15 protein-coding genes are annotated in these 18,569 nt (G+C 71.4%); 5 read left to right on the forward strand and 10 right to left on the reverse strand.

Going from position 1 to position 18,569, the window contains the following annotated elements; translation table 11 throughout:
* Positions 1–187: 187 nt before the first annotated feature.
* The 4 genes from ACFXC1_RS10785 to ACFXC1_RS10800 all read right to left on the reverse strand — a co-directional run bounded on the left by ACFXC1_RS10785 (position 188) and on the right by ACFXC1_RS10800 (position 5,610).
* Positions 188–1,648 (reverse strand): NCS2 family permease, encoded by a 1,461-nt coding sequence (locus ACFXC1_RS10785; protein WP_381241416.1) that lies wholly within the window; start codon positions 1,646–1,648, stop codon positions 188–190.
* 115 nt (positions 1,649–1,763) lie between these two features.
* A complete protein-coding gene (locus ACFXC1_RS10790) occupies positions 1,764–4,148 on the reverse strand; it encodes a xanthine dehydrogenase family protein molybdopterin-binding subunit (protein ID WP_381241418.1) in 2,385 nt (794 codons plus the stop codon).
* Positions 4,149–4,150: 2 nt separating this feature from the next.
* Entirely contained in the window at positions 4,151–4,720 is a 570-nt protein-coding gene (locus ACFXC1_RS10795; protein ID WP_381241420.1) for a (2Fe-2S)-binding protein, read from the reverse strand.
* Positions 4,720–5,610, reverse strand: a complete 891-nt coding sequence (locus ACFXC1_RS10800; protein ID WP_381241422.1) for an FAD binding domain-containing protein — start codon at positions 5,608–5,610, stop codon at positions 4,720–4,722. Before ACFXC1_RS10800 ends, ACFXC1_RS10795 begins: the two co-directional genes overlap by 1 nt.
* Before the next feature lie 311 nt (positions 5,611–5,921).
* Between ACFXC1_RS10800 and ACFXC1_RS10805 the strand changes: the two genes are divergently transcribed.
* Together ACFXC1_RS10805 and ACFXC1_RS10810 are read left to right on the forward strand one after the other, a co-directional pair.
* Positions 5,922–7,595, forward strand: coding sequence for a PucR family transcriptional regulator (locus ACFXC1_RS10805; RefSeq protein WP_381241424.1), 1,674 nt, complete (start codon positions 5,922–5,924; stop codon positions 7,593–7,595).
* Between the two features lie 117 nt (positions 7,596–7,712).
* Positions 7,713–8,495 (forward strand): hypothetical protein, encoded by a 783-nt coding sequence (locus ACFXC1_RS10810; protein ID WP_093632174.1) that lies wholly within the window; start codon positions 7,713–7,715, stop codon positions 8,493–8,495.
* A 1-nt stretch (position 8,496) separates the two neighbouring features.
* On the opposite strand, the gene ACFXC1_RS10815 is transcribed toward ACFXC1_RS10810, so the two are convergent.
* Together ACFXC1_RS10815 and ACFXC1_RS10820 are read right to left on the reverse strand one after the other, a co-directional pair.
* Positions 8,497–8,754: a hypothetical protein gene (locus ACFXC1_RS10815; protein WP_381241426.1), complete on the reverse strand. Its 258-nt coding sequence runs from the start codon at positions 8,752–8,754 to the stop codon at positions 8,497–8,499.
* 128 nt (positions 8,755–8,882) lie between these two features.
* Entirely contained in the window at positions 8,883–9,689 is an 807-nt protein-coding gene (locus ACFXC1_RS10820) for a GntR family transcriptional regulator (protein WP_381241427.1), read from the reverse strand.
* 157 nt (positions 9,690–9,846) lie between these two features.
* Here ACFXC1_RS10820 and ACFXC1_RS10825 point away from each other — a divergent pair, with 157 nt between their 5' ends.
* Positions 9,847–10,695, forward strand: coding sequence for a (2Fe-2S)-binding protein (locus ACFXC1_RS10825; protein ID WP_381241429.1), 849 nt, complete (start codon positions 9,847–9,849; stop codon positions 10,693–10,695).
* Positions 10,696–10,997: 302 nt separating this feature from the next.
* Positions 10,998–12,032 carry a DUF2637 domain-containing protein gene (locus tag ACFXC1_RS10830; RefSeq protein WP_381241431.1) on the forward strand — a complete coding sequence of 345 codons (1,035 nt, stop codon included), beginning with the start codon at positions 10,998–11,000 and terminating at the stop codon, positions 12,030–12,032.
* A gap of 84 nt (positions 12,033–12,116) precedes the next feature.
* Here ACFXC1_RS10830 and ACFXC1_RS10835 read toward each other — a convergent pair whose 3' ends face one another.
* On the reverse strand, positions 12,117–12,569 hold the full coding sequence (locus ACFXC1_RS10835) for an ATP-binding protein (RefSeq protein ID WP_381241433.1): 453 nt from the start codon (positions 12,567–12,569) through the stop codon (positions 12,117–12,119).
* Between the two features lie 438 nt (positions 12,570–13,007).
* Positions 13,008–13,478: a hypothetical protein gene (locus ACFXC1_RS10840; RefSeq protein ID WP_381241435.1), complete on the reverse strand. Its 471-nt coding sequence runs from the start codon at positions 13,476–13,478 to the stop codon at positions 13,008–13,010.
* A 183-nt stretch (positions 13,479–13,661) separates the two neighbouring features.
* Between ACFXC1_RS10840 and ACFXC1_RS10845 the strand changes: the two genes are divergently transcribed.
* The gene (locus tag ACFXC1_RS10845; protein ID WP_381241437.1) at positions 13,662–14,735 is read left to right on the forward strand and encodes a helix-turn-helix domain-containing protein; all 1,074 of its coding nucleotides are present in this window, start codon (positions 13,662–13,664) and stop codon (positions 14,733–14,735) included.
* On the opposite strand, the gene ACFXC1_RS10850 is transcribed toward ACFXC1_RS10845, so the two are convergent.
* Positions 14,732–16,474, reverse strand: a complete 1,743-nt coding sequence (locus ACFXC1_RS10850; RefSeq protein WP_381241439.1) for a pyruvate dehydrogenase — start codon at positions 16,472–16,474, stop codon at positions 14,732–14,734. The two genes, ACFXC1_RS10845 and ACFXC1_RS10850, sit on opposite strands and share 4 nt — an antisense overlap.
* A 73-nt stretch (positions 16,475–16,547) precedes the next feature.
* Positions 16,548–18,254, reverse strand: a complete 1,707-nt coding sequence (locus ACFXC1_RS10855) for a protein phosphatase 2C domain-containing protein (protein ID WP_381241441.1) — start codon at positions 18,252–18,254, stop codon at positions 16,548–16,550.
* Between the last annotated feature and the right edge of the window lie 315 nt (positions 18,255–18,569).

An 18,569-nucleotide genomic window follows, 5' to 3' on the forward strand; every position in this document is an offset into this window, starting at 1 on the left:
TCGGCCTCTCCACTCTCACACCTCCACACCCCCCCTCGTGCACAGCGCCGCGGCTTCTAACCCAGTCTGTCTATACTACAAACGGGGCGCCCCCGCCCCCCCCCCCCCGCCCCCCGGGGAACTGCGCGACCAGCCACGACGGACCTGCGGCGGACCACCGGCCCATCGCGGCTCTCCCGGCGGAGCGCTACCGCACTCCGAGCCAGCCCTCGATCGGGTGGAGGGCGAAGTACACGAGGAAGATGACGGTCAGGCCCCACATGAAGGCGCCGATCTCGCGTGCCTTGCCCTGGGCGGTCTTGATGGCGACGTACGAGATGACGCCCGCGGAGACACCCGCCGTGATGCTGTACGTGAACGGCATCACAACCACCGTGAGGAACACGGGAATTGCGGTGGCCCGGTCGGCCCAGTCCACGTGCCGGGCGTTCATCAGCATCATCGAGCCGATGACGACCAGGGCGGCGGACGCGACCTCCTGGGGGACGATCGCGGTGAGCGGGGTGAAGAACAGGCAGGCGGCGAAGAAGAGTCCGGTGACGGCCGAGGCGAGGCCCGTTCGCGCGCCCTCCCCGACTCCCGTCGCCGACTCGATGAAGACGGTCTGGCCGGAGCCGCCCGCGACACCGCCGATCGCGCCGCCCGCGCCGTCGATGAACAGCGCCTTGGACAGGCCCGGCATCCGCCCCTTGTCGTCGGCGAGCTCGGCCTCGGTGCCGACGCCGATGATGGTGGCCATCGCGTCGAAGAAGCCGGCCAGCACGAGCGTGAACACGATCATGCCGACCGTCATCGCGCCGACCTTGCCCCAACCGCCGAACTCCACATGGCCGAAGAGCGAGAAGTCGGGCATGGAGACCGCGCTGCCGTGCAGTTCGGGGGCGGCACCGCTCGCCCACTGCTTGGGGTCGATGACTCCTGCGGAGTTGAGGATCGCGGCGACGACCGTGCCGGTGATGATGCCGATGAGGATGGCGCCGGGCAGGTTGCGGGCCTGGAGCATGAAGATCAGGAGCAGCGTGCCGGCGAACAACAGGACGGGCCAGCCCGCGAGTTCGCCCGCCGGGCCGAGGGTGACGGGCGTCGCCCTGCCCTGGTGCACGAAGCCCGACTTGTAGAAGCCGATGAGGGCTATGAACAGCCCGATGCCCATCGTGATGCCGTGTTTCAGCGCGAGCGGAATCGAGTTCATGATCATCTCGCGCAGGCCGGTGACGACCAGCAGCATGATGACCACGCCGTAGACCACGCACATGCCCATCGCCTGCGGCCAGGTCATCTGCGGGGCGACCTGCGAGGAGAGCACCCCGGAGACGGAGAGCCCGGCGGCGAGGGCCAGCGGCACCTTGCCGACGAAGCCCATCAGGAGCGTGGTGAGGGCCGCCGCGAACGCGGTCGCGGTGATCAGGCCCTTCTGGCCGAGCGTGTCCCCCGCGACGTCCTTGCCGGACAGGATCAGGGGGTTGAGCAGCAGGATGTACGCCATCGCCATGAAGGTGGTGACTCCGCCGCGCACCTCGCGCGCGACGGTCGATCCCCGTTTCGAGATGTGGAAGTAACGGTCGAGCCAGGACCGGCCGGCCGGGACGCGGGTTCCTTCGCCCGCGTCTTCGGCGGCGGTCCTGGGTTCCAGGGACTGCTGGGTCATGGGGCCATCTCCCAAGGTTCACAGGGGCACCCGCTCGCCGCCTCTGGAGCGGCATGCGGGATTTGGGATGGACGACCCGGGGGACGGCCCGAGACGAACAAGGGGGACCCGGAGGTCACATACCGGTGAGGTGCTCCGGGCGTACCGGTGTCCTGTTCAGTTCCAGCCCGGTCGCGTTCCGAACTGCCGCTAGCACGGCCGGAGTCGACGACAGGGTGGGTGCCTCGCCGATGCCGCGCAGCCCGTACGGGGCGTGCTCGTCGGCGAGTTCGAGCACATCGACCGGAATGGTCGGTGTGTCGAGGATGGTGGGGATCAGGTAGTCCGTGAAGGACGGGTTCCTGACCTGGGCGGTCTTCGGGTCGACGATGATCTCCTCCATGACCGCGATGCCGAGACCCTGGGTCGTACCGCCCTGGATCTGGCCGATCACGGACAGCGGGTTGAGCGCCTTGCCGACGTCCTGCGCGCAGGCCAGCTCGATGACCTTCACCAGGCCGAGTTCGGTGTCGACCTCGACGACGGCGCGGTGCGCGGCGAAGGTGTACTGGACGTGCCCGAAGCCCTGTCCGGTGCGTAGGTCGAAGGCCTCGGTGGGACGGTGCCGCCACTCGGCCTCGATCTCGACGGCCTCGCCTTCGAGGACGTCCACCAGATCGGCGAGGACCTCGCCCGCGTCGGTGACGACCTTGCCGCCCTCCAGGAGGAGTTCGGCGGTGGCCCAGGCCGGGTGGTAGGTGCCGAGCCTGCGGCGGCCCATCTCCAGGACCTTCTCGCGGACCAGCTCGCAGGAGTTCTTCACGGCGCCACCGGTGACGTACGTCTGGCGGGACGCGGAGGTCGAACCGGCCGAACCCACCTGCGTGTCCGCCGGGTTGATGGTCACCTGGGTGACGCCCAGTTCGGTGCGGGCGATCTGCGCGTGGACGGTGACACCGCCCTGGCCGACCTCCGCCATCGCGGTGTGCACGACGGCGACGGGCTCACCGGCCACAACTTCCAGGCGGACCTTGGCCGTCGAGTAGTCGTCGAAGCCCTCGGAGAAGCCGACGTTCTTGATGCCGACCGCGTAGCCGACGCCTCGTACGACGCCTTCGCCGTGCGTGGTGTTGGACAGCCCGCCCGGCAACTGCCGTACGTCGGCGGCCTCTCCGGCCGCGAGCCACTGCTGCTCCGGCGGCATGGGCATCGCCTTGACGCGGCGCAGGAGTTCGGCGACGGGCGCCGGTGAGTCGACGACCTGTCCGGTCGGCATCACCGTCCCCTGCTCCATCGCGTTGAGCTGACGGAACGCGACCCGGTCCATGCCCACCTTGTCGGCGAGCTTGTCCATCTGGGCCTCGTAGGCGAAGCACGCCTGGACCGCGCCGAAGCCGCGCATCGCGCCGCAGGGCGGGTTGTTGGTGTAGAGGGCGATGGCCTCGATGTCGACGTTGTCGACGACGTACGGTCCGGCGCCGAGCGACGAAGCGTTTCCTACGACCGCCGGGGACGCGGACGCGTAGGCGCCGCCGTCCAGGACGATGCGGGCCTTGAGGTGGGTGAGCCTGCCGTCCTTCGTGGCGCCGTGCTCGTAGTACAGCTTGGCGGGGTGGCGGTGGACGTGGCCGAAGAAGGACTCGAAGCGGTTGTAGACGATCTTCACGGGTTTGCCGGTGCGCAGGGCCAGCAGGCAGGCGTGGATCTGCATCGACAGGTCCTCGCGCCCGCCGAACGCGCCGCCGACTCCGGAGAGCGTCATGCGGACCTTGTCCTCGGGCAGGCCGAGGACGGGCGCGATCTGGCGCAGGTCGGAGTGCAGCCACTGGGTGGCGATGTAGAGGTCGACACCGCCGTCCTCGGCGGGTACGGCGAGCCCGGACTCGGGGCCCAGGAACGCCTGGTCCTGCATGCCGAAGGTGTACTCGCCCTCGACGACGAAGTCGGCGCGCTCGCGGGCCGCCGCCACGTCACCGCGCACGATCGGCTGGCGGTGCACGATGTTCGGGTGCGGGACGTGGCCGATGTGGTGGTCGTCGCGGTTCTCGTGGACGAGGATCGCGTCCGGGGCGGTCGCGGACGACTCGTCGGTGATGACCGGGAGTTCGCGGTACTCGACCTTGATCTTCGCGGCCGCGCGGCGGGCGGTCTCGGGGTGGTCGGCGGCGACGATCGCGACCGGCTCGCCGTGGTGGCGGACCTTGCCGTGCGCGAGGACCGGGGTGTCCTGGATCTCCAGGCCGTAGTTCTTCACGTCGGTCGGGAGGTCGTCGTAGGTCATGACGGCGTAGACGCCTGGCGTCTTGAGCGCCTCGACCGTGTCGATGGAGACGATCTCGGCGTGGGCGACCGTGGAGCGCAGGATCTGGCCCCAGAGCATGTCCTCGTGCCACATGTCGGAGGAGTACGCGAACTCGCCGGTGACCTTGAGGGTGCCGTCCGGGCGGAGCGTGGACTCGCCGATGCCGCCCTTGGTCTTGGAGCGCTGGGTGAGGTTCGTGGGAGTGCCGGTGGTGCCCATCGTCAGACCGCCTCTCCCTGCCTGGCGGCCGCCAGGCGGACCGCGTCCATGATCTTCTCGTAGCCGGTGCAGCGGCACAGGTTGCCCGAGAGCGCCTCGCGGATGTCCGCGTCCGTCGGGTTCGGGTTGTGCTCCAGCATCTCGTCGGCGGCGACGAGGAGACCGGGGGTGCAGAAACCGCACTGGACGGCTCCGGCGTCGATGAACGCCTGCTGGATGGGGGCGAGTTCGGTGCCCTCGCCGGTCTGGGAGTCCTGTCCCTTCGCGGCCCACTGCTTGGCCTCGTCCAGCGACGTACCGCAACTCCCGTGCTCCGCGCGCTGCTTGGCGTAGTCCGCGAGCCCCTCGACGGTGACGACCTCGCGGCCCTCGACCTGCCCGGCGGCGACCAGACACGAGCACACCGGGACGCCGTCCAGCCGGACCGTGCAGGAACCGCACTCGCCCTGCTCGCACGCGTTCTTGGAGCCCGGCAGGCCCATCCGCTCGCGCAGCACGTACAGCAGGGACTCGCCCTCCCACACGTCGTCCGCTTCCTGCGGGCGGCCGTTGACCGTGAAATTGACGCGCATTACGCGACTCCCTCCGAACGGGCGGCGGAGCCGCGGTAGGACTCCCAGGTCCAGGTCAGGGTGCGGCGGGCCATGATGCCGACCGCGTGGCGGCGGTAGCTCGCGGTGCCCCGGACGTCGTCGATCGGGTTGCAGGCGGCGGAGCACAGGTCCGCGAACTGCTTGGCGACCGACGGGGTGATGATCCGGCCGTTGTCCCAGAAGCCGCCCTCGTCGAGCGCCGCGTTCAGGAATTCCTCGGCCGCCTTCGCCCGTACGGGTGTCGGCGCGGCCGAACCGATGCCGGTGCGGACCGTGCGGGTGGAGGGGTGCAGGGCCAGACCGAAGGCGCACACGGCGATCACCATGGCGTTCCGTGTACCGACCTTCGAGTACTGCTGGGGGCCGTCCGCCTTCTTGACGTGGACGGCGCGGATCAGCTCGTCGGGCGCGAGCGCGTTGCGCTTCACGCCGGTGTAGAACTCGTCGATCGGGATGAGCCGGGTGCCTCGCACCGACTCGGCCTCGACCTCGGCGCCGGCCGCGAGGAGCGCGGGGTGGGCGTCTCCGGCCGGGGAGGCGGTGCCGAGGTTGCCGCCGACGCCGCCGCGGTTGCGGATCTGCGGGGAGGCGACCGTGTGCGAGGCGAGGGAGAGGCCCGGCAGTTCGGTGCGCAGGTGCTCCATGATCCGGGTGTACGGGACCGAGGCCCCGAGCCGCACGCTGTCGGCGCCGACCTCCCACTCGTAGAGATCACCGATGCGGTTGAGGTCGAGCAGGTACTCGGGCCGGCGGTGGTCGAAGTTGATCTCGACCATCACATCGGTGCCGCCCGCGATCGGTACTGCGGTGGGGTGCTCTGCCTTGGCGGCGAGCGCCTCCTCCCAGCTTGCGGGGCGAAGGAAGTCCATGACCGGCTCTCTTCTTCGTCTCGTGGGTCGTACGGATCAAGCCAGTTCGTGTGCGGCGGGCCCGGCTCGTTCATGCGCTGTTAATGCAGCGTGGGGTCAGTACACAGGGCCGTGCTCCCCGGGGTCAGTCACGGAAACCATGAAGGAGTTGGCTGGCCAGCGCGGGCATCTTGTAGATTCGTATGAACGGAGGCCATCAGTAACCCCTCCGATTCCCTGTGGAAACGTGGGAAACAGCCCCGCACGGCCCCGCACCCACAGCACCTCTTGGTTCATCGTAGTTTTCTAGACAAAGAACGGCGGCGACGGCGATGCGGCTGCGCGCACTTCTGGACACCGATGCGCTGGGGCTGCGGCTGCTCGGCGGGGCGGACGAGCTGGACCGCACGGTACGCGGGGTGATGACCACCGACCTGCGCGACCCCAGCCGCTACCTCTCCGGCGGCGAGCTGGTCCTGACCGGTCTGGCCTGGCGCCGGAGCGCTTCGGACTCCGAGCCGTTCGTACGGCTCCTGGTGTCCGCCGGGGTGGCCGCGCTGGCCGCCGGCGAGGCCGAGCTCGGCGACATCCCGGACGACCTCGTGGTGGCCTGCGCCAAGCACCGGCTGCCGCTGTTCGCGGTCAACGAGTCGGTGGCGTTCGCGACGATCACCGAGCATGTCGTACGGCAGGTGTCCGGTGAGCGGGCCGGTGATCTGGCGGCCGTGGTGGACCGGCACCGCCGGATGATGACCTCGGGCCCGGCGGGCGGTGGCCCGGACGTGGTCCTGGACCTGCTCGGCTCCGACCTCGATCTGCGGGCGTGGGTGCTGTCGCCGACCGGGCGGCTGATCGCGGGTTCGAAGGTGGCGGGGGCCGCGCTGCCCGTGGACGTGTGCGCCAAGCTGGCCGCCGAGCACCTGGCCGCCGCCCGAACGGGCCGCCGGGGACCGCACCGGCTGGCGCTGGGGGCGGCGACGTACTCCCTCTTCCCGATCCGCAGCAGCGGGCGGTCCCCGCAGGGCTCGCGGGACGTGCGCGAGACGGTGCTGTCGGACTGGCTGCTGGCCGTCGAGGCGGACGCCGGGGACTGGCCGGACGAGCGGCTGGACCTGCTCCAGGGCGTCACCCAGCTCATCGCGGTCGAGCGTGACCGGCGGGACGCGGCGCGCACGGTCCGCAGACGGCTCGCGCAGGAGGTGCTGGAGCTGGTCCAGACGGGTGCCGCGCCGGCCGAGGTCGCCGCGCGGCTGCGGGTCGCCGCGCCCGTCCTGCTGCCCGGTCTCGGGGCGGCACCGCACTGGCAGGTGGTGGTGGCCCGGGTCGAGTGGGAGGGCGGGGACATCGAGGCCGGACCGGTCGCCCAGTCTCTCCTGGAGGAGATCCTGGTCGACCCCCTGGCGACAGGCCCCGAGCCCTCCGACCGGATCGCCGTGGCCCACACGGGCGACGAGGCGATCGCGCTCGTACCGCTGCCCGCGGTGTCGGCGGAGCACGACGGCTCCGAGTCCGGGCTCCACGCGGACCTGCTGCTGGCGGCCGTACGGGATCCGCTGTCGGCTGGGCTCGACGACGACGGGCGGGTGACGCTCGGGGTGAGCGCGGCCGTGCACTCGGCGGAGGGGCTGCGCGGGGCGCTGGAGGAGGCACGGCACGCGCGGCGGGTGGCGGCGGCGCGCCCTGGACGGGTGTGCGCGGCGGGCCACCAGGAACTGGCCTCGCACGTGCTCCTCCTGCCCTTCGTGCCGGACGACGTGCGGCGGGCCTTCACCGCGCGGCTCCTCGACCCGCTGCGCGACTACGACCGCAGGCACCGCGCGGAGCTGATCCCGACCCTGGAGGCGTTCCTGGAGTGCGACGGCTCCTGGACGCGCTGTGCGACCCGGCTGCACCTGCACGTCAACACGCTGCGCTACCGGGTCGGCAGGATCGAGCAGTTGACGAGTCGGGACCTCTCGCGCCTTGAGGACAAGCTGGATTTCTTCCTGGCACTGCGGATGAGCTGACCCGGGGATCCCACGACTTTGTGAATTCTTTCACCCACCCTCTTGGCCGGGCCCCGGGATTCGTGCTGAGATGCGGCCACCACTCAACAGCTCAATGGTGTGCTCGGGGAGGGCAACGTGGCGCATTCCGCCATGTCTGGATACGGAACGACCGCTGGTGACGATCCCCTCCAGACCGCGGTGTGGCGGCTGCGCTCGCGGGCCTGCTGGGTCGACGCGGCGGCGCTGCTGCGGCCCGACACCGCGGCGACGGCCCTCCAGCGGACCGCCCTGTTCGTGGAGCGGTGTCTCTACACCGAGCAGGGCTGGGAGGAGGCCGACGACGCGCTGCGGACGGCCGAGGCGCTGGCCCACAGTGACGACGAGCGGGGCGCGGCGGCCTGTGAGCGCGGGTACCTCGCCTACGCGGCCACGCTGCACGGGGTCCGCGACCGGGCCGACGAGGCGCGGGCCGCGCTCGGACGGGCGGCGGCGCTGATCCCGCCGGGCGGCGGTGGACGGGCGCTGCTGGACTTCCGGCGGGGGCTGCTCGCCGAGAACCTGGCGCGTTCGCCGCAGGCCGCGCGCGCCGCGTACCGGCGGGCGCACGCGGGGGCCGCCGATCACGCCGACCCGCTGCTGCTGTCGTTCACCTGGCGTCATCTGGCCGGACTCGCCCTGCGGGACGGGGAGTTGGCGGAGGCCCGGCACGGCTTCGCCGAATCGCTGCGGATCCGGGAGGAGTTGGGCTACCTCGTCGGTACGGCGCCGGCCCTCGCGTCGCTCGCGGACGCCGAGGTCGAGCCGGAGGCGTCCCGGCTGCGCGAGGAGGCGCGGCGGCTGTTCCGGCTGCTCGGCGGTGTACCGACGTGGCTGGCAAGGCAGTTGGCGGTACCGGCGCCGGGGGCGGCCACGGCGTAGGTCAGGCGCCGTCGGCCCGGTTCTGGACGACGTTCACGACGTGGTGGACGAAGTGCAGGACGGACGCCCGGAGTTCGGGATCGCGTGCGACCAGCACCACGACTGCGACGAGCAGCAGGAAGGTCAACAGGCCGCCGCCGGAACGGGAGTGGCCGCGCCGGGCTCCCGCCTGTGCGGCCCTCATCCCGTCCTCTGCCGCCCGGCGTGCGGACTGTTCGGCACCTCGCTGTGCGGCCTGCTGGCCGGGATTCGGAAACATCGGCGCTCTCCCCCACGGAACAGACATCTCTTTCCGTGGGGCACGTCACCAACGGGCGGGCGGGTTCCCGTCGGGGCCCGCGGTCGCCGGACCCGGACCCGCTCGTGACCGGAGTCACATATTCGGATTCACTCGGCGCCCGCGAAGTGCTCCCGCACCAGTGACTGCGCCACGTCCCACTCCCCCGCGCCCAACGCCTCGACCAGCGCGAGGTGTTCGGCCGCGTCGGCCACCAGCTCGGCGCGTCCGCGCGCGGACGGGCCGACGGCCGGCGGCCACTGGGTGCGGCGGTGCAGGTCCTCGGCGAGGTGGACGAGCTGTTCGTTGCCGGAGAGGGCGAGGACCGCGCGGTGGAAGGCCCGGTCCGACTCGGCGTAGGTCGCCCGGCACCCGGAGGACGCGGCGCGCACGGTCCCCTCGGCCAGCGGGCGCAGCTCGGCCCAGCGGGCGGTGGGCACCGTCCGGGCCAGCCGCAGTATCACGGGGACCTCGATCAGGGCGCGGATCTCCGCCAGCTCGGCGAGTTCGCGGGCGCCCCGCTCGACGACGCGGAAACCGCGGTTCGGTACGACCTCGATTGCGCCCTCGGTGGCGAGCTGCTGCATGGCCTCGCGCACGGGCGTGGCGGAGACGCCGAACCGGTCGCCGAGCGCGGGCGCGGAGTAGACCTCGCCGGGGGTCAGTTCGCCGCCGACGAGCGCGGTGCGCAGGGCGTCGAGTATCTGGCCGCGCACGGAGGGCCGCTGGAGTGCCTGCCGGGGGCGCGGGAAGGGAGTCTCGCTGTGCGTGTGCTCGCCGCGCACCGCGTCGGTGCCGTCCGCCCGGTCCCGGTCGCGGTCCATTTCGGCGGCGCGCGGCTGGGGCGGCACCCGGGTTCCTCGGGTACGCGGGTCAGGTATGCCGGTCCCGGCGGAGCCCTGCGCGCCCTGCTTCACGGGTCCTCCTCCGGACGTGTCGGTACTTGGGGTCATTACGGCTGCTTGTTACTCGTCCGTCAAGCACCTTAGGCGCAGATCGGACTAGTTCAAATTACGGAGGGGTTGGGTAAGGTAAGCCTTACCTCTAAACCAACGGCGAATCGGTGGTTCCGGCATGCCCCTGCCCTCTTCGGCCACAGCGGACGCGTACGCCCGCCTCACCGAGGTCGTCCCCGGGCTCGCGATCACCGAACTCCCCCTGGAACAACCGCTCCCGACCGGCGGCGGCTGGGCCTCGGCCGCCGCGCTCGCCGAGGGCGGCGCGGGCCTGGAGGCGTTCCTGGCCCGGGACGACGCCCAGGTCCTGCGCGACCACGGCCGGCCGGGCCGCCCCGACGTGATAGCCACCTTCGGCCTGCACCGCTACGCCTGGCCGGTCTGCCTCCTCTTCACGGTGCCGTGGTTCCTGCACCGCCGGGTCCCCCGCCTCCCCGTGACCCACGTCACGTACGACCGTACCGCCGAGGGCCTGGACATGGGCCACCTGGTCGTGCGTACCGACTCGTTCGCCTGCCTGCCCGGCGATCCGGCGGCGGCGCTGCCCGGTGCGCGGGTGGTCGCGGACGAGGAGGCACTGCGGGCGGAGGTGCGGGCCGCGGTCGCCGAGCACATGGAGCCCCTGCTGGCCGGCTTCGGCCCGCGGATGCGGCGGCGGGGCCGCGCCCTGTGGGGCATGGCGACCGACGAGGTCGTGGAGGGGATCTGGTACGTCGCCGATCTCTTCGGCGAACAGCCGCGGGCGGTACGGGAGTTGGAGCGACTGCTGCCGGGCGCGACCAAGCCGTACGTCGGGTCCGCCGCGTTCCGCGAGATCACCGGCCCGAACGGCGAGGTACTGCCCACCCGGGACCGGGCGAGCTGCTGCATGTACTACACGCTGGACGCGCTGGACGCCTGCCCGACCTGTCCGCGCGCCTGCGAGGCGGAGCGGGTCACCAAACTGCTGGCCGCCGCCTCGAGTTGAGGGACCCTCAGTGCGGGGCCCGTTTCCGGGCCCGCTAGGATCACCGCGAACGAGACTCCCGCCCGGTTACAGGTGCTTCACAACTTCCTCACTTGTCGCAGGAACTTTCCGTGGAACCACCCGTACGGGTAGTCTTATTCGAACTCAACTCCCGCCCCTCAAGCGGCAGTTCGAGCAGAAAGCCGCCCTGGGCATCCCCTTGCACCTCCTTGGCGGCCTCTTGCCCCGAAAACGCCTGAGGGCCGTTGGGATTGGGCCACTATGGCGGGCGTTACGCCCTATCCCAATGCAAGGGACCCCAGATGAGACTGACCGACATATCGCTTAACTGGCTGCTTCCCGGCGCCGTACTGCTCCTGGGCATGCTGGCGGCGGTTGCGGTGCTCGCGCGGAGCAAGCGGTCCGGCGGGGAGCACGCGAAAGACGACTCGTGGGAGCGCACGGAGGAGCGCCGCAGGCGCAAGGAGGCCATATACGGCATCGCCTCCTACGTCCTTCTGTTCTGCTGTGCGGCGGTCGCCGCGGCACTCTCCTTCCACGGACTGGTCGGCTTCGGCCAGGAGAACCTCGGCCTCACCGACGGCTGGGAGTACCTGGTCCCGTTCGGCCTGGACGGCGCGGCCATGTTCTGCTCGGTCCTCGCGGTCCGCGAGGCCAGCCACGGCGACGCGGCCCTCGGCTCCCGGATACTCGTATGGACGTTCGCGGCCGCGGCCGCCTGGTTCAACTGGGTGCACGCGCCCAGGGGTGTCGACCACGCGGGCGCTCCGCAGTTCTTCTCCGGCATGTCGCTGTCGGCCGCGGTCCTGTTCGACCGCGCGCTGAAGCAGACCCGTCGTGCCGCGCTGCGCGAGCAGGGTCTCGTGCCGCGTCCGCTGCCGCAGATCCGTATCGTCCGCTGGCTGCGGGCCCCCCGCGAGACCTACAGCGCCTGGTCGCTGATGCTCCTGGAGAACGTGCGCAGCCTGGACGAGGCGGTCGACGAGGTGCGCGAGGACAAGGCGAAGAAGGAAGAGACCCGACTGCGCCGCCGCGACCAGCAGCGGATCGAGCGGGCCCAGCTCAAGGCCATAAGCCGGGGCCAGCGCGGCCTCATCGGGCGGGGCCGGTCGCCGGAACCGCAGGCCCTGGAGCGCGGCTCCTCGCAGCCCTCCGCGGAGCCTGCTCTACCGACCGGAGAACCGCTGCCGGTTCGCACGCGTCCCTCACTCCAGCCAGTCCGCGGGGCATCTGACCCGATAACCGTCGACCTCACCGCGGAGGACGACACCATGGCCCTGCCGCGGCTCGACTCCCTCGAGCGCAAGCTCAAGGACCTGGAGCAGCAGTTCGGCTGAGATCCGGGACCACCACGAGGTCCGGGACCGGGCGACATCGGGACGGGGGCGGAGTCCAACTGGACGCCGCCCCCGTCCCGTTGCTCATGCCGCGTCCGAATCGAGTTCGAACCAGACGGACTTGCCCACCCCGTGGGGCGACACTCCCCAGGCGTCCGCGAGGGACTGCACCAGGACCAGGCCCCGCCCGTGCGTACCGTCGTCGGCGATCGGTGCGCGCAGTCTGGGCCTCCGGGCCACGAAGTCCCGTACCTCCACGCGCAGTCCATGGGGTCCGACCGTCGCCGTCAGCACGGCGTCGTGGTCGGTGTGGATCAGCGCGTTGGTGACGAGTTCACTCGTGAGCAGTTCCGCTATCTCCGATCGTCCCGGCCTCCCCCAGTGCCGTAACAGTTCACGCAACGCCCTGCGCGCTTCGGGCACCGCCCGCAGGTCCGCGCGTCCGAGTCTGCGCCTCAGTTGAGGCGACTGCGCCGGTTCCATGGCGCTGCCGGCCGTTTCCTCCACCGTTTTCGCCGAAGAGGCCCCGACCGCCATGGGACCGCCCCCTCGTGCTTGCCTCTTCATGACCCCCGCCTGCGCCGGTTTCCCTCCTGCTCGAACATGTTCACGGGGATCCATGCCCTCGTGCGGAACGGGCCAGTCATGTCGAATCGCCAACGACCAGGTGTTCGGCCATGGTTGGGCCGGATCCGGCGGGGCGGAGGATTCGGGGGCAGCGGCGTCCGTACGGTCGAACGGCCACCGTACGGAGCATGCGGCCCGGGCAGGCCGGTCGGGACGTTCCCCTCCGCGAAGTCCTGGCCTCCGACACCGGACCAGACGCCTCGTGCCGTCCTGACCACCGGCGATCGCACCGACTGCCGATGCCGGGCTGCCGATCCGGCCGTAGTCCGCGAAGGCGTGGGGCGGTTGGTCCCCCGACGGCCCACGCTTCACGAATCTGGCCGGAATCAGCCGTTCGGCAAGGGGTGTCTACTTGCCGCCGATGCCCTTCGTCCCGATGTGGAAGATCTTGTGGGTCGTACGGGTCATGTCGACGACCAGTTTCGTGGTGTCGCCGCCGCCCCAGGTCAGGGTGATGACGGCCTCGGTGTGGCCGGCGGTGCCCTTGTCGGTGACCTTCCAGCTCAGGGGCGTGTTCTGCGCCTGGAGGACGCCGTCGGCGTGGTTCCTGTCCTCCCAGGCCGTCAGCTTCTTCAGGTAGGCGGGCGTGAGGTAGTACGCGCGCAGCTGCCGGGCGAGCTTGCCGCCGCCGTTGTCGAGGTCGCTCTCGGCGTCGACGTAGGCGCCGTAGAAGTCGGCGATGCGGGTGATGTTGTCGTCGGGTGAGCCGCTGACGGTGCGCGGGCCGCCGGCGGAGGCCTGGGCCGCCACGCCCAGCCCGAGGGCGAGGGCGAGGCCGGCGGCGAGGGCGGTGCGGCGCGTGGCCTTCTTGCTGTTCACGTGGGTTCCCCGTTTCGATTCGGTGCCGTGCTCTGCGGTCCCTCAGAGCTTCGGCGCGCGGCCAGGGCGACCGCAACGACCGACACCGAACCCGCGACGGTGGAACCGTCCCACCCCCGCTGACCTCCTCATATGAGGAGTGCCTGGGATGCCGTCCCGGGACGCGACACGCACGGGGGAACAGTGTCGGGCGAGGGCGACGACAAGGATGTCGAGGAGTTCGCGGCGCTGCTGCGACGGCTGAAGGACCGCACGGACCGCAGCTACGGCCAGTTGGCCCGCCGCCTCAACATGAACGCCTCGACCCTGCACCGCTACTGCGTCGGCGAGGCGGTCCCGCTCGACTTCGCCCCCGTGGAGCGGTTCGCCGCACTGTGCGGGGCGACACCGGAGGAACGGCTGCGACTTCACCGGTACTGGATCCTGGCGGTGGCGGCCCGGCAGCGCCCCCGGCCCGCCGGGAATACGGTCCCCGAACCAGTGCCGGAGGAAGTCCCCGCGCCGGCGCCCGTCCCCTGGTACCGACGCCGGCTCACGCTCACCGCCACCGCGGTGTGCGCGGTACTCGCGGTGTGGGGCACCCTGTCGGCGATCACCACCCACCACCACACCGCCAAGCCCAAGCCCTCCCCGTCCGCACCCCCCGCGCCCCTCACCTGGACCGCCGACTCCCAGGCGTGGGCGATCCATTGCAGCCACGACTACGTCGTCGAGAAGTCACCCGCGCGGGTTCCGCCGCCCCCGGCCCCGGAGGACGCCGGAACCTGGGCGGCGAAACAGCGCGCGGTGCACGGGCGGGAGACCGACGTCGAGATCTCGGTGCAGGGGCGGACGAGCACGGCGGTCGTCCTGGAGTCGCTGCGCGTACGGGTCGTGGGCCGGGCCACCCCCGTCCACGGCACCGCCTACGCCATGGACCAGGGCTGCGGCGGAGAGGTCAGCCCCCGCTACTTCGGGGTCGACCTGGACGCCCGCCGCCCCCTGGCCCGCCCGGTCGCCGGAAGCGATCTGGGCACACCGGTCCCGGCCGTGCACCTCCCGTACCGGGTCTCCGCCCAGGACCCCGAGGTGCTGCTCGTCAAGGCCCGGACCCAGACCTGCGACTGCCGCTGGTACCTCGAACTCGGCTGGTCCTCCCAGGGCCGCACCGGCACCCTCCGCATCGACGACCACGGCAGGCCGTTCCGCACGACGAGCATCAAGGGCCTGCCGCACTACTGGTACTCGGCGAAGGGCTGGGCGCCGTACGACGGTTAGAGCCCGCGCACGTTACGGATGTTGGACCGCGCCATCTGCAGCATGCGACCGACTCCCCCGTCCAGCACGATCTTCGACGCCGAGAGCGCGAAGCCCGTCACCATCTCGGCGCTGATCTTCGGCGGGATGGACAGCGCGTTGGGGTCGGTGACGACGTCGACGAGGGCCGGACCCTTGTGCTTGAGAGCGGACTTCAGCGCGCCCTCCAGATCCTTGGGCTTCTCGACCCGCACTCCGTACGCCCCGCAGGCGCGGGCCACGGCGGCGAAGTCGGGGTTCTTGTTGGTGGTGCCGTAGGAGGGGAGACCGGCGACCAGCATCTCCAACTCGACCATTCCCAGAGAGGAGTTGTTGAACAGGACGACCTTCACCGGCAGGTCGTACTGGACGAGGGTGAGGAAGTCGCCCATGAGCATGGAGAATCCGCCGTCGCCGGACATCGAGATGACCTGCCGCTCGGTGTCGGTGAACTGGGCGCCGATCGCCATCGGCAGCGCGTTCGCCATCGACCCGTGCGAGAACGAACCGATCACGCGGCGACGGCCGTTGGGCGTGATGTAGCGGGCGGCCCACACGTTGCACATCCCGGTATCAACCGTGAACACGGCGTCCTCGTCGGCCAGTTCGTCGAGTACGGAGGCCACGTACTCGGGATGGATGGGGACCTGCTTCTCGACCTTCCGCGTGTACGCCTTGACGACCCCCTCCAGCGCGTCGGCGTGCTTCCTGAGCATCCGGTCGAGGAACTTCCGGTCCCCCTTCGGCTTCACCCGGGGGATGAGACAGCGCAGCGTCTCCTTCGCGTCGCCCCACACGGCGAGGTCCAACTTCGAGCGCCGGCCCAGGTGTTCGGGCCGTACGTCGATCTGGGCGATCTTCACGTCGTCGGGCAGGAACGCGTTGTACGGGAAGTCGGTGCCGATGAGGATCAGCAGGTCGCACTCGTGGGTGGCCTCGTAGGCGGCGCCGTAGCCGAGCAGTCCGCTCATGCCGACGTCGTACGGGTTGTCGTACTGGATCCACTCCTTGCCCCGCAGGGCGTGTCCGATCGGGGACTTGATCTTCCCGGCGAACTCCATCACCTCGGCGTGCGCGCCCGCCGTGCCGCTGCCGCAGAAGAGGGTGACCTTGTCCGCCTCGTCGATCATCTCGACGAGCTTCTCGATCTCCGCGTCGCCCGGGCGGACGGAGGGGCGGGAGGTGACGAGGGCGGTCTCGGCGGCCTTTTCCGGGGCGGGTTCGGCGGCGATGTCACCCGGGAGCGAGACGACGCTGACGCCGCTCTGCCCGATCGCGTGCTGGATGGCGGTCTGCAGGAGGCGGGGCATCTGCTTGGGGCTGGAAATCAGTTCGCTGTAGTGACTGCACTCCTGGAAGAGACGCTCCGGGTGGGTCTCCTGGAAGTAGCCGAGGCCGATCTCGCTGGACGGGATCTGCGAGGCGAGGGCGAGGACCGGGGCCATGGAGCGGTGGGCGTCGTAGAGGCCGTTGATGAGGTGGAGGTTGCCGGGGCCGCAGGAGCCGGCGCAGGCCGCGAGCTTCCCGGTTATCTGCGCTTCGGCGCCGGCGGCGAAGGCGGCGGTCTCCTCGTGCCGTACGTGGATCCAGTCGATGGCGGAGTTGCGGCGGATCGCGTCGACGACCGGGTTGAGGCTGTCCCCGACGACGCCGTAGAGGCGCTTGACGCCGGCGCGGACGAGGATGTCGACGAACTGTTCGGCAACGTTCTGCTTGGCCATGGTTCTCGCGTGCCCTTCGGTTTCCGGTGTACTGCGGATCCCTCTGGGTTCCATGAATTCACAGCCCGGGCGCTCACGCCTCCCAAACGGCGGCGGCCGTGCGGTCGTCGGCATAACCCTTGACCCGCACTTGGGTGTCGGCGAGGAACGCGGCCAGACCGGGCGGGGTGACGGCGGACCACCGGCCCGCCAGATGGGCGGACAGCTCGGGCTCGCCGCGCAATGGTTCGGCGAGGCCGCCCGTGCACATGAGAAGCGTGTCCCCGGGGCGGGCGACCGAGGCGCGGAAACGGAAGGGTTCGCGGGGCGGTTCGGGGGCGGGTTCGTACGGGCTCGGCGGGGTCGGGATGCCGAGGTCCATGGTCAGCCGGTCGCCCTCGGGGGTCTCGGCGGGCTGCGAGCCGAAGCCGACGACGGCCTCGCCGGTCGCCTCGCCCGCACTGGGCTCGATGTCCTGCCACTCCCCGTCGCGCAGCCGGAACAGACCGCCGGGTCCGACGCCGAAGAAGACGCGGGTACGGCACTCCGGGTGCGCGGGGAGGAGAAGACAGCGCAGGGTGGCCGCGTACTCGTCCGGGTCGATGCCCTGCTCGGCGGCGCTGGCGCGGAGTTTGCCGAGACTGCGGTCGGTGAGCCGGTGCAGACCCGACTTGAGATCACCGCGCCGGGCGGCCCGGATGTCCTCCGCGAGCCGCGCGTGACTGCGTCCGACGGCCCGCCCGATCCAGTGACAGGCCTCGGCGGCGGCCCGGTGCGCGCCCGGTGTGGCGCGCGCTCCGGTGGCCATCGCGACCAGCACCAGGGCCTGCTCCCCGACCCCGAACCGTGCGGTCAGCAGCGAATCCCGGCGCGGCTCGCCCCGGAACCGCGCGGAGTCCCCCCGCACGGAAGCGGCCCGCAGCGTGCTGCTCCCGTACCGCGCCCCGTCCAGCACGGTGTCCGCGACCAGGTCGTCGAGGTCGTCCGGGTCGGCGGGCGGGAGGGCGGTGGGCTCGGCGTCGTAGGTGGGAGGGCCGGAACCGACGTAGTCGAGGGTGAGGGATGCGGGAGGGGGTGTGGGCGGCTGAGGGGGAGGTGGTGTGAGGGCGGGGAGGTTCGGGGGCGGGCCGGTGAGGGCGGCCGGGGACGGCGGGTAGGCGGGCGCGGCGGGAGGTGCGTCCCCACGGAGGGGCCGCGGGGTGGGCGGTGCGGGGCTGATCGGTGCGGGGCTGATCGGTGCGGGGCTGATCGGTGGTGACGGCGGTGGGAAGGGTGCTGCGCCGGAGGACGGGGCCGTGCCGGCGCCGCGCCCGGCCGGAGACTGCGAGCTGTCGTCGCGCGTGGCCGGGGCCGGGGCCGGGGCCGGGGCCGGAGTCGGACGGTGGCCCGGCGCCTCGGCATCCGCCGTACCGCCCCGGAGGGAACCGGCGCCACCGGAGGCACCGGCACGCGGTGCCGGAACCCCCGAGCCGGCCACCGGTCGCAGGCCCTCGCCCACAGTCCCCGGTCCCGGACGCGAACCCTCGGCCACAGTCCCCGGTCCCGGACGCGAACCCTCGGCCACAGTCCCCGGTCCCGGACGCGAACCCTCGGCCATGGGCCCCGCCACCGGGCCCGCACCCTCATCCGCAGCCCCCGGCACCGCACGCGCACCCTCGCCCACGGTCCCGGCCGCCGAGGCGAACCGGTCCTCCAGGGAGTCGGCCGCGGCCGTGGGCCCCGTGTCGTCGGTGGAGTCGTCGTACAGCTGGCCCCACCAGTCGTCTTCGTGACCGGGCGGCTTTCCCCCCTGCTGGCTCATGCCCCTAATTGTCCACCGCGCGGGCCGGATGAAAACGGGGCGTCAGGAAAATCCGGTGCGCGGGTCTTCTCGAACGGCGTGTCGGATGACGTACCGAACACCCGTGCGCCACAAGGCGATACGGCACGGCACAGAGCCGCCGGACGGTTCCACCCCCCACGGGAGAACCGCCCGGCGACCACCGAGTGACCGGATTCCGTCGCGGATCCGGTCCGTCCGGGCCTGAGTGTGACCCCTCACCCTGAAGGGCCGCTGTGATTCGCGCCCGACTCCCCTATGACTTACGACGGGCGCGAATCCGCAGACCGTGCGAGC

Source organism: Streptomyces hokutonensis, assembly GCF_042751305.1.
GTDB classification, from domain to species: Bacteria; Actinomycetota; Actinomycetes; order Streptomycetales; family Streptomycetaceae; genus Streptomyces; species Streptomyces hokutonensis_A.

What these genes read in the sequence shown, in the direction of transcription:
- ACFXC1_RS10785 (WP_381241416.1), bottom strand. Translation starts at nt 1,648, where the DNA reads ATGACCCAGCAGTCCCTGGAACCCAGGACCGCCGCCGAAGACGCGGGC.
- ACFXC1_RS10790 (WP_381241418.1), bottom strand. Translation starts at nt 4,148, where the DNA reads ATGGGCACCACCGGCACTCCCACGAACCTCACCCAGCGCTCCAAGACC.
- ACFXC1_RS10795 (WP_381241420.1), bottom strand. Translation starts at nt 4,720, where the DNA reads ATGCGCGTCAATTTCACGGTCAACGGCCGCCCGCAGGAAGCGGACGAC.
- ACFXC1_RS10800 (WP_381241422.1), bottom strand. Translation starts at nt 5,610, where the DNA reads ATGGACTTCCTTCGCCCCGCAAGCTGGGAGGAGGCGCTCGCCGCCAAG.
- ACFXC1_RS10805 (WP_381241424.1), top strand. Translation starts at nt 5,922, where the DNA reads ATGCGGCTGCGCGCACTTCTGGACACCGATGCGCTGGGGCTGCGGCTG.
- ACFXC1_RS10815 (WP_381241426.1), bottom strand. Translation starts at nt 8,754, where the DNA reads ATGTTTCCGAATCCCGGCCAGCAGGCCGCACAGCGAGGTGCCGAACAG.
- ACFXC1_RS10825 (WP_381241429.1), top strand. Translation starts at nt 9,847, where the DNA reads ATGCCCCTGCCCTCTTCGGCCACAGCGGACGCGTACGCCCGCCTCACC.
- ACFXC1_RS10830 (WP_381241431.1), top strand. Translation starts at nt 10,998, where the DNA reads ATGAGACTGACCGACATATCGCTTAACTGGCTGCTTCCCGGCGCCGTA.
- ACFXC1_RS10835 (WP_381241433.1), bottom strand. Translation starts at nt 12,569, where the DNA reads ATGGCGGTCGGGGCCTCTTCGGCGAAAACGGTGGAGGAAACGGCCGGC.
- ACFXC1_RS10850 (WP_381241439.1), bottom strand. Translation starts at nt 16,474, where the DNA reads ATGGCCAAGCAGAACGTTGCCGAACAGTTCGTCGACATCCTCGTCCGC.
- ACFXC1_RS10855 (WP_381241441.1), bottom strand. Translation starts at nt 18,254, where the DNA reads ATGAGCCAGCAGGGGGGAAAGCCGCCCGGTCACGAAGACGACTGGTGG.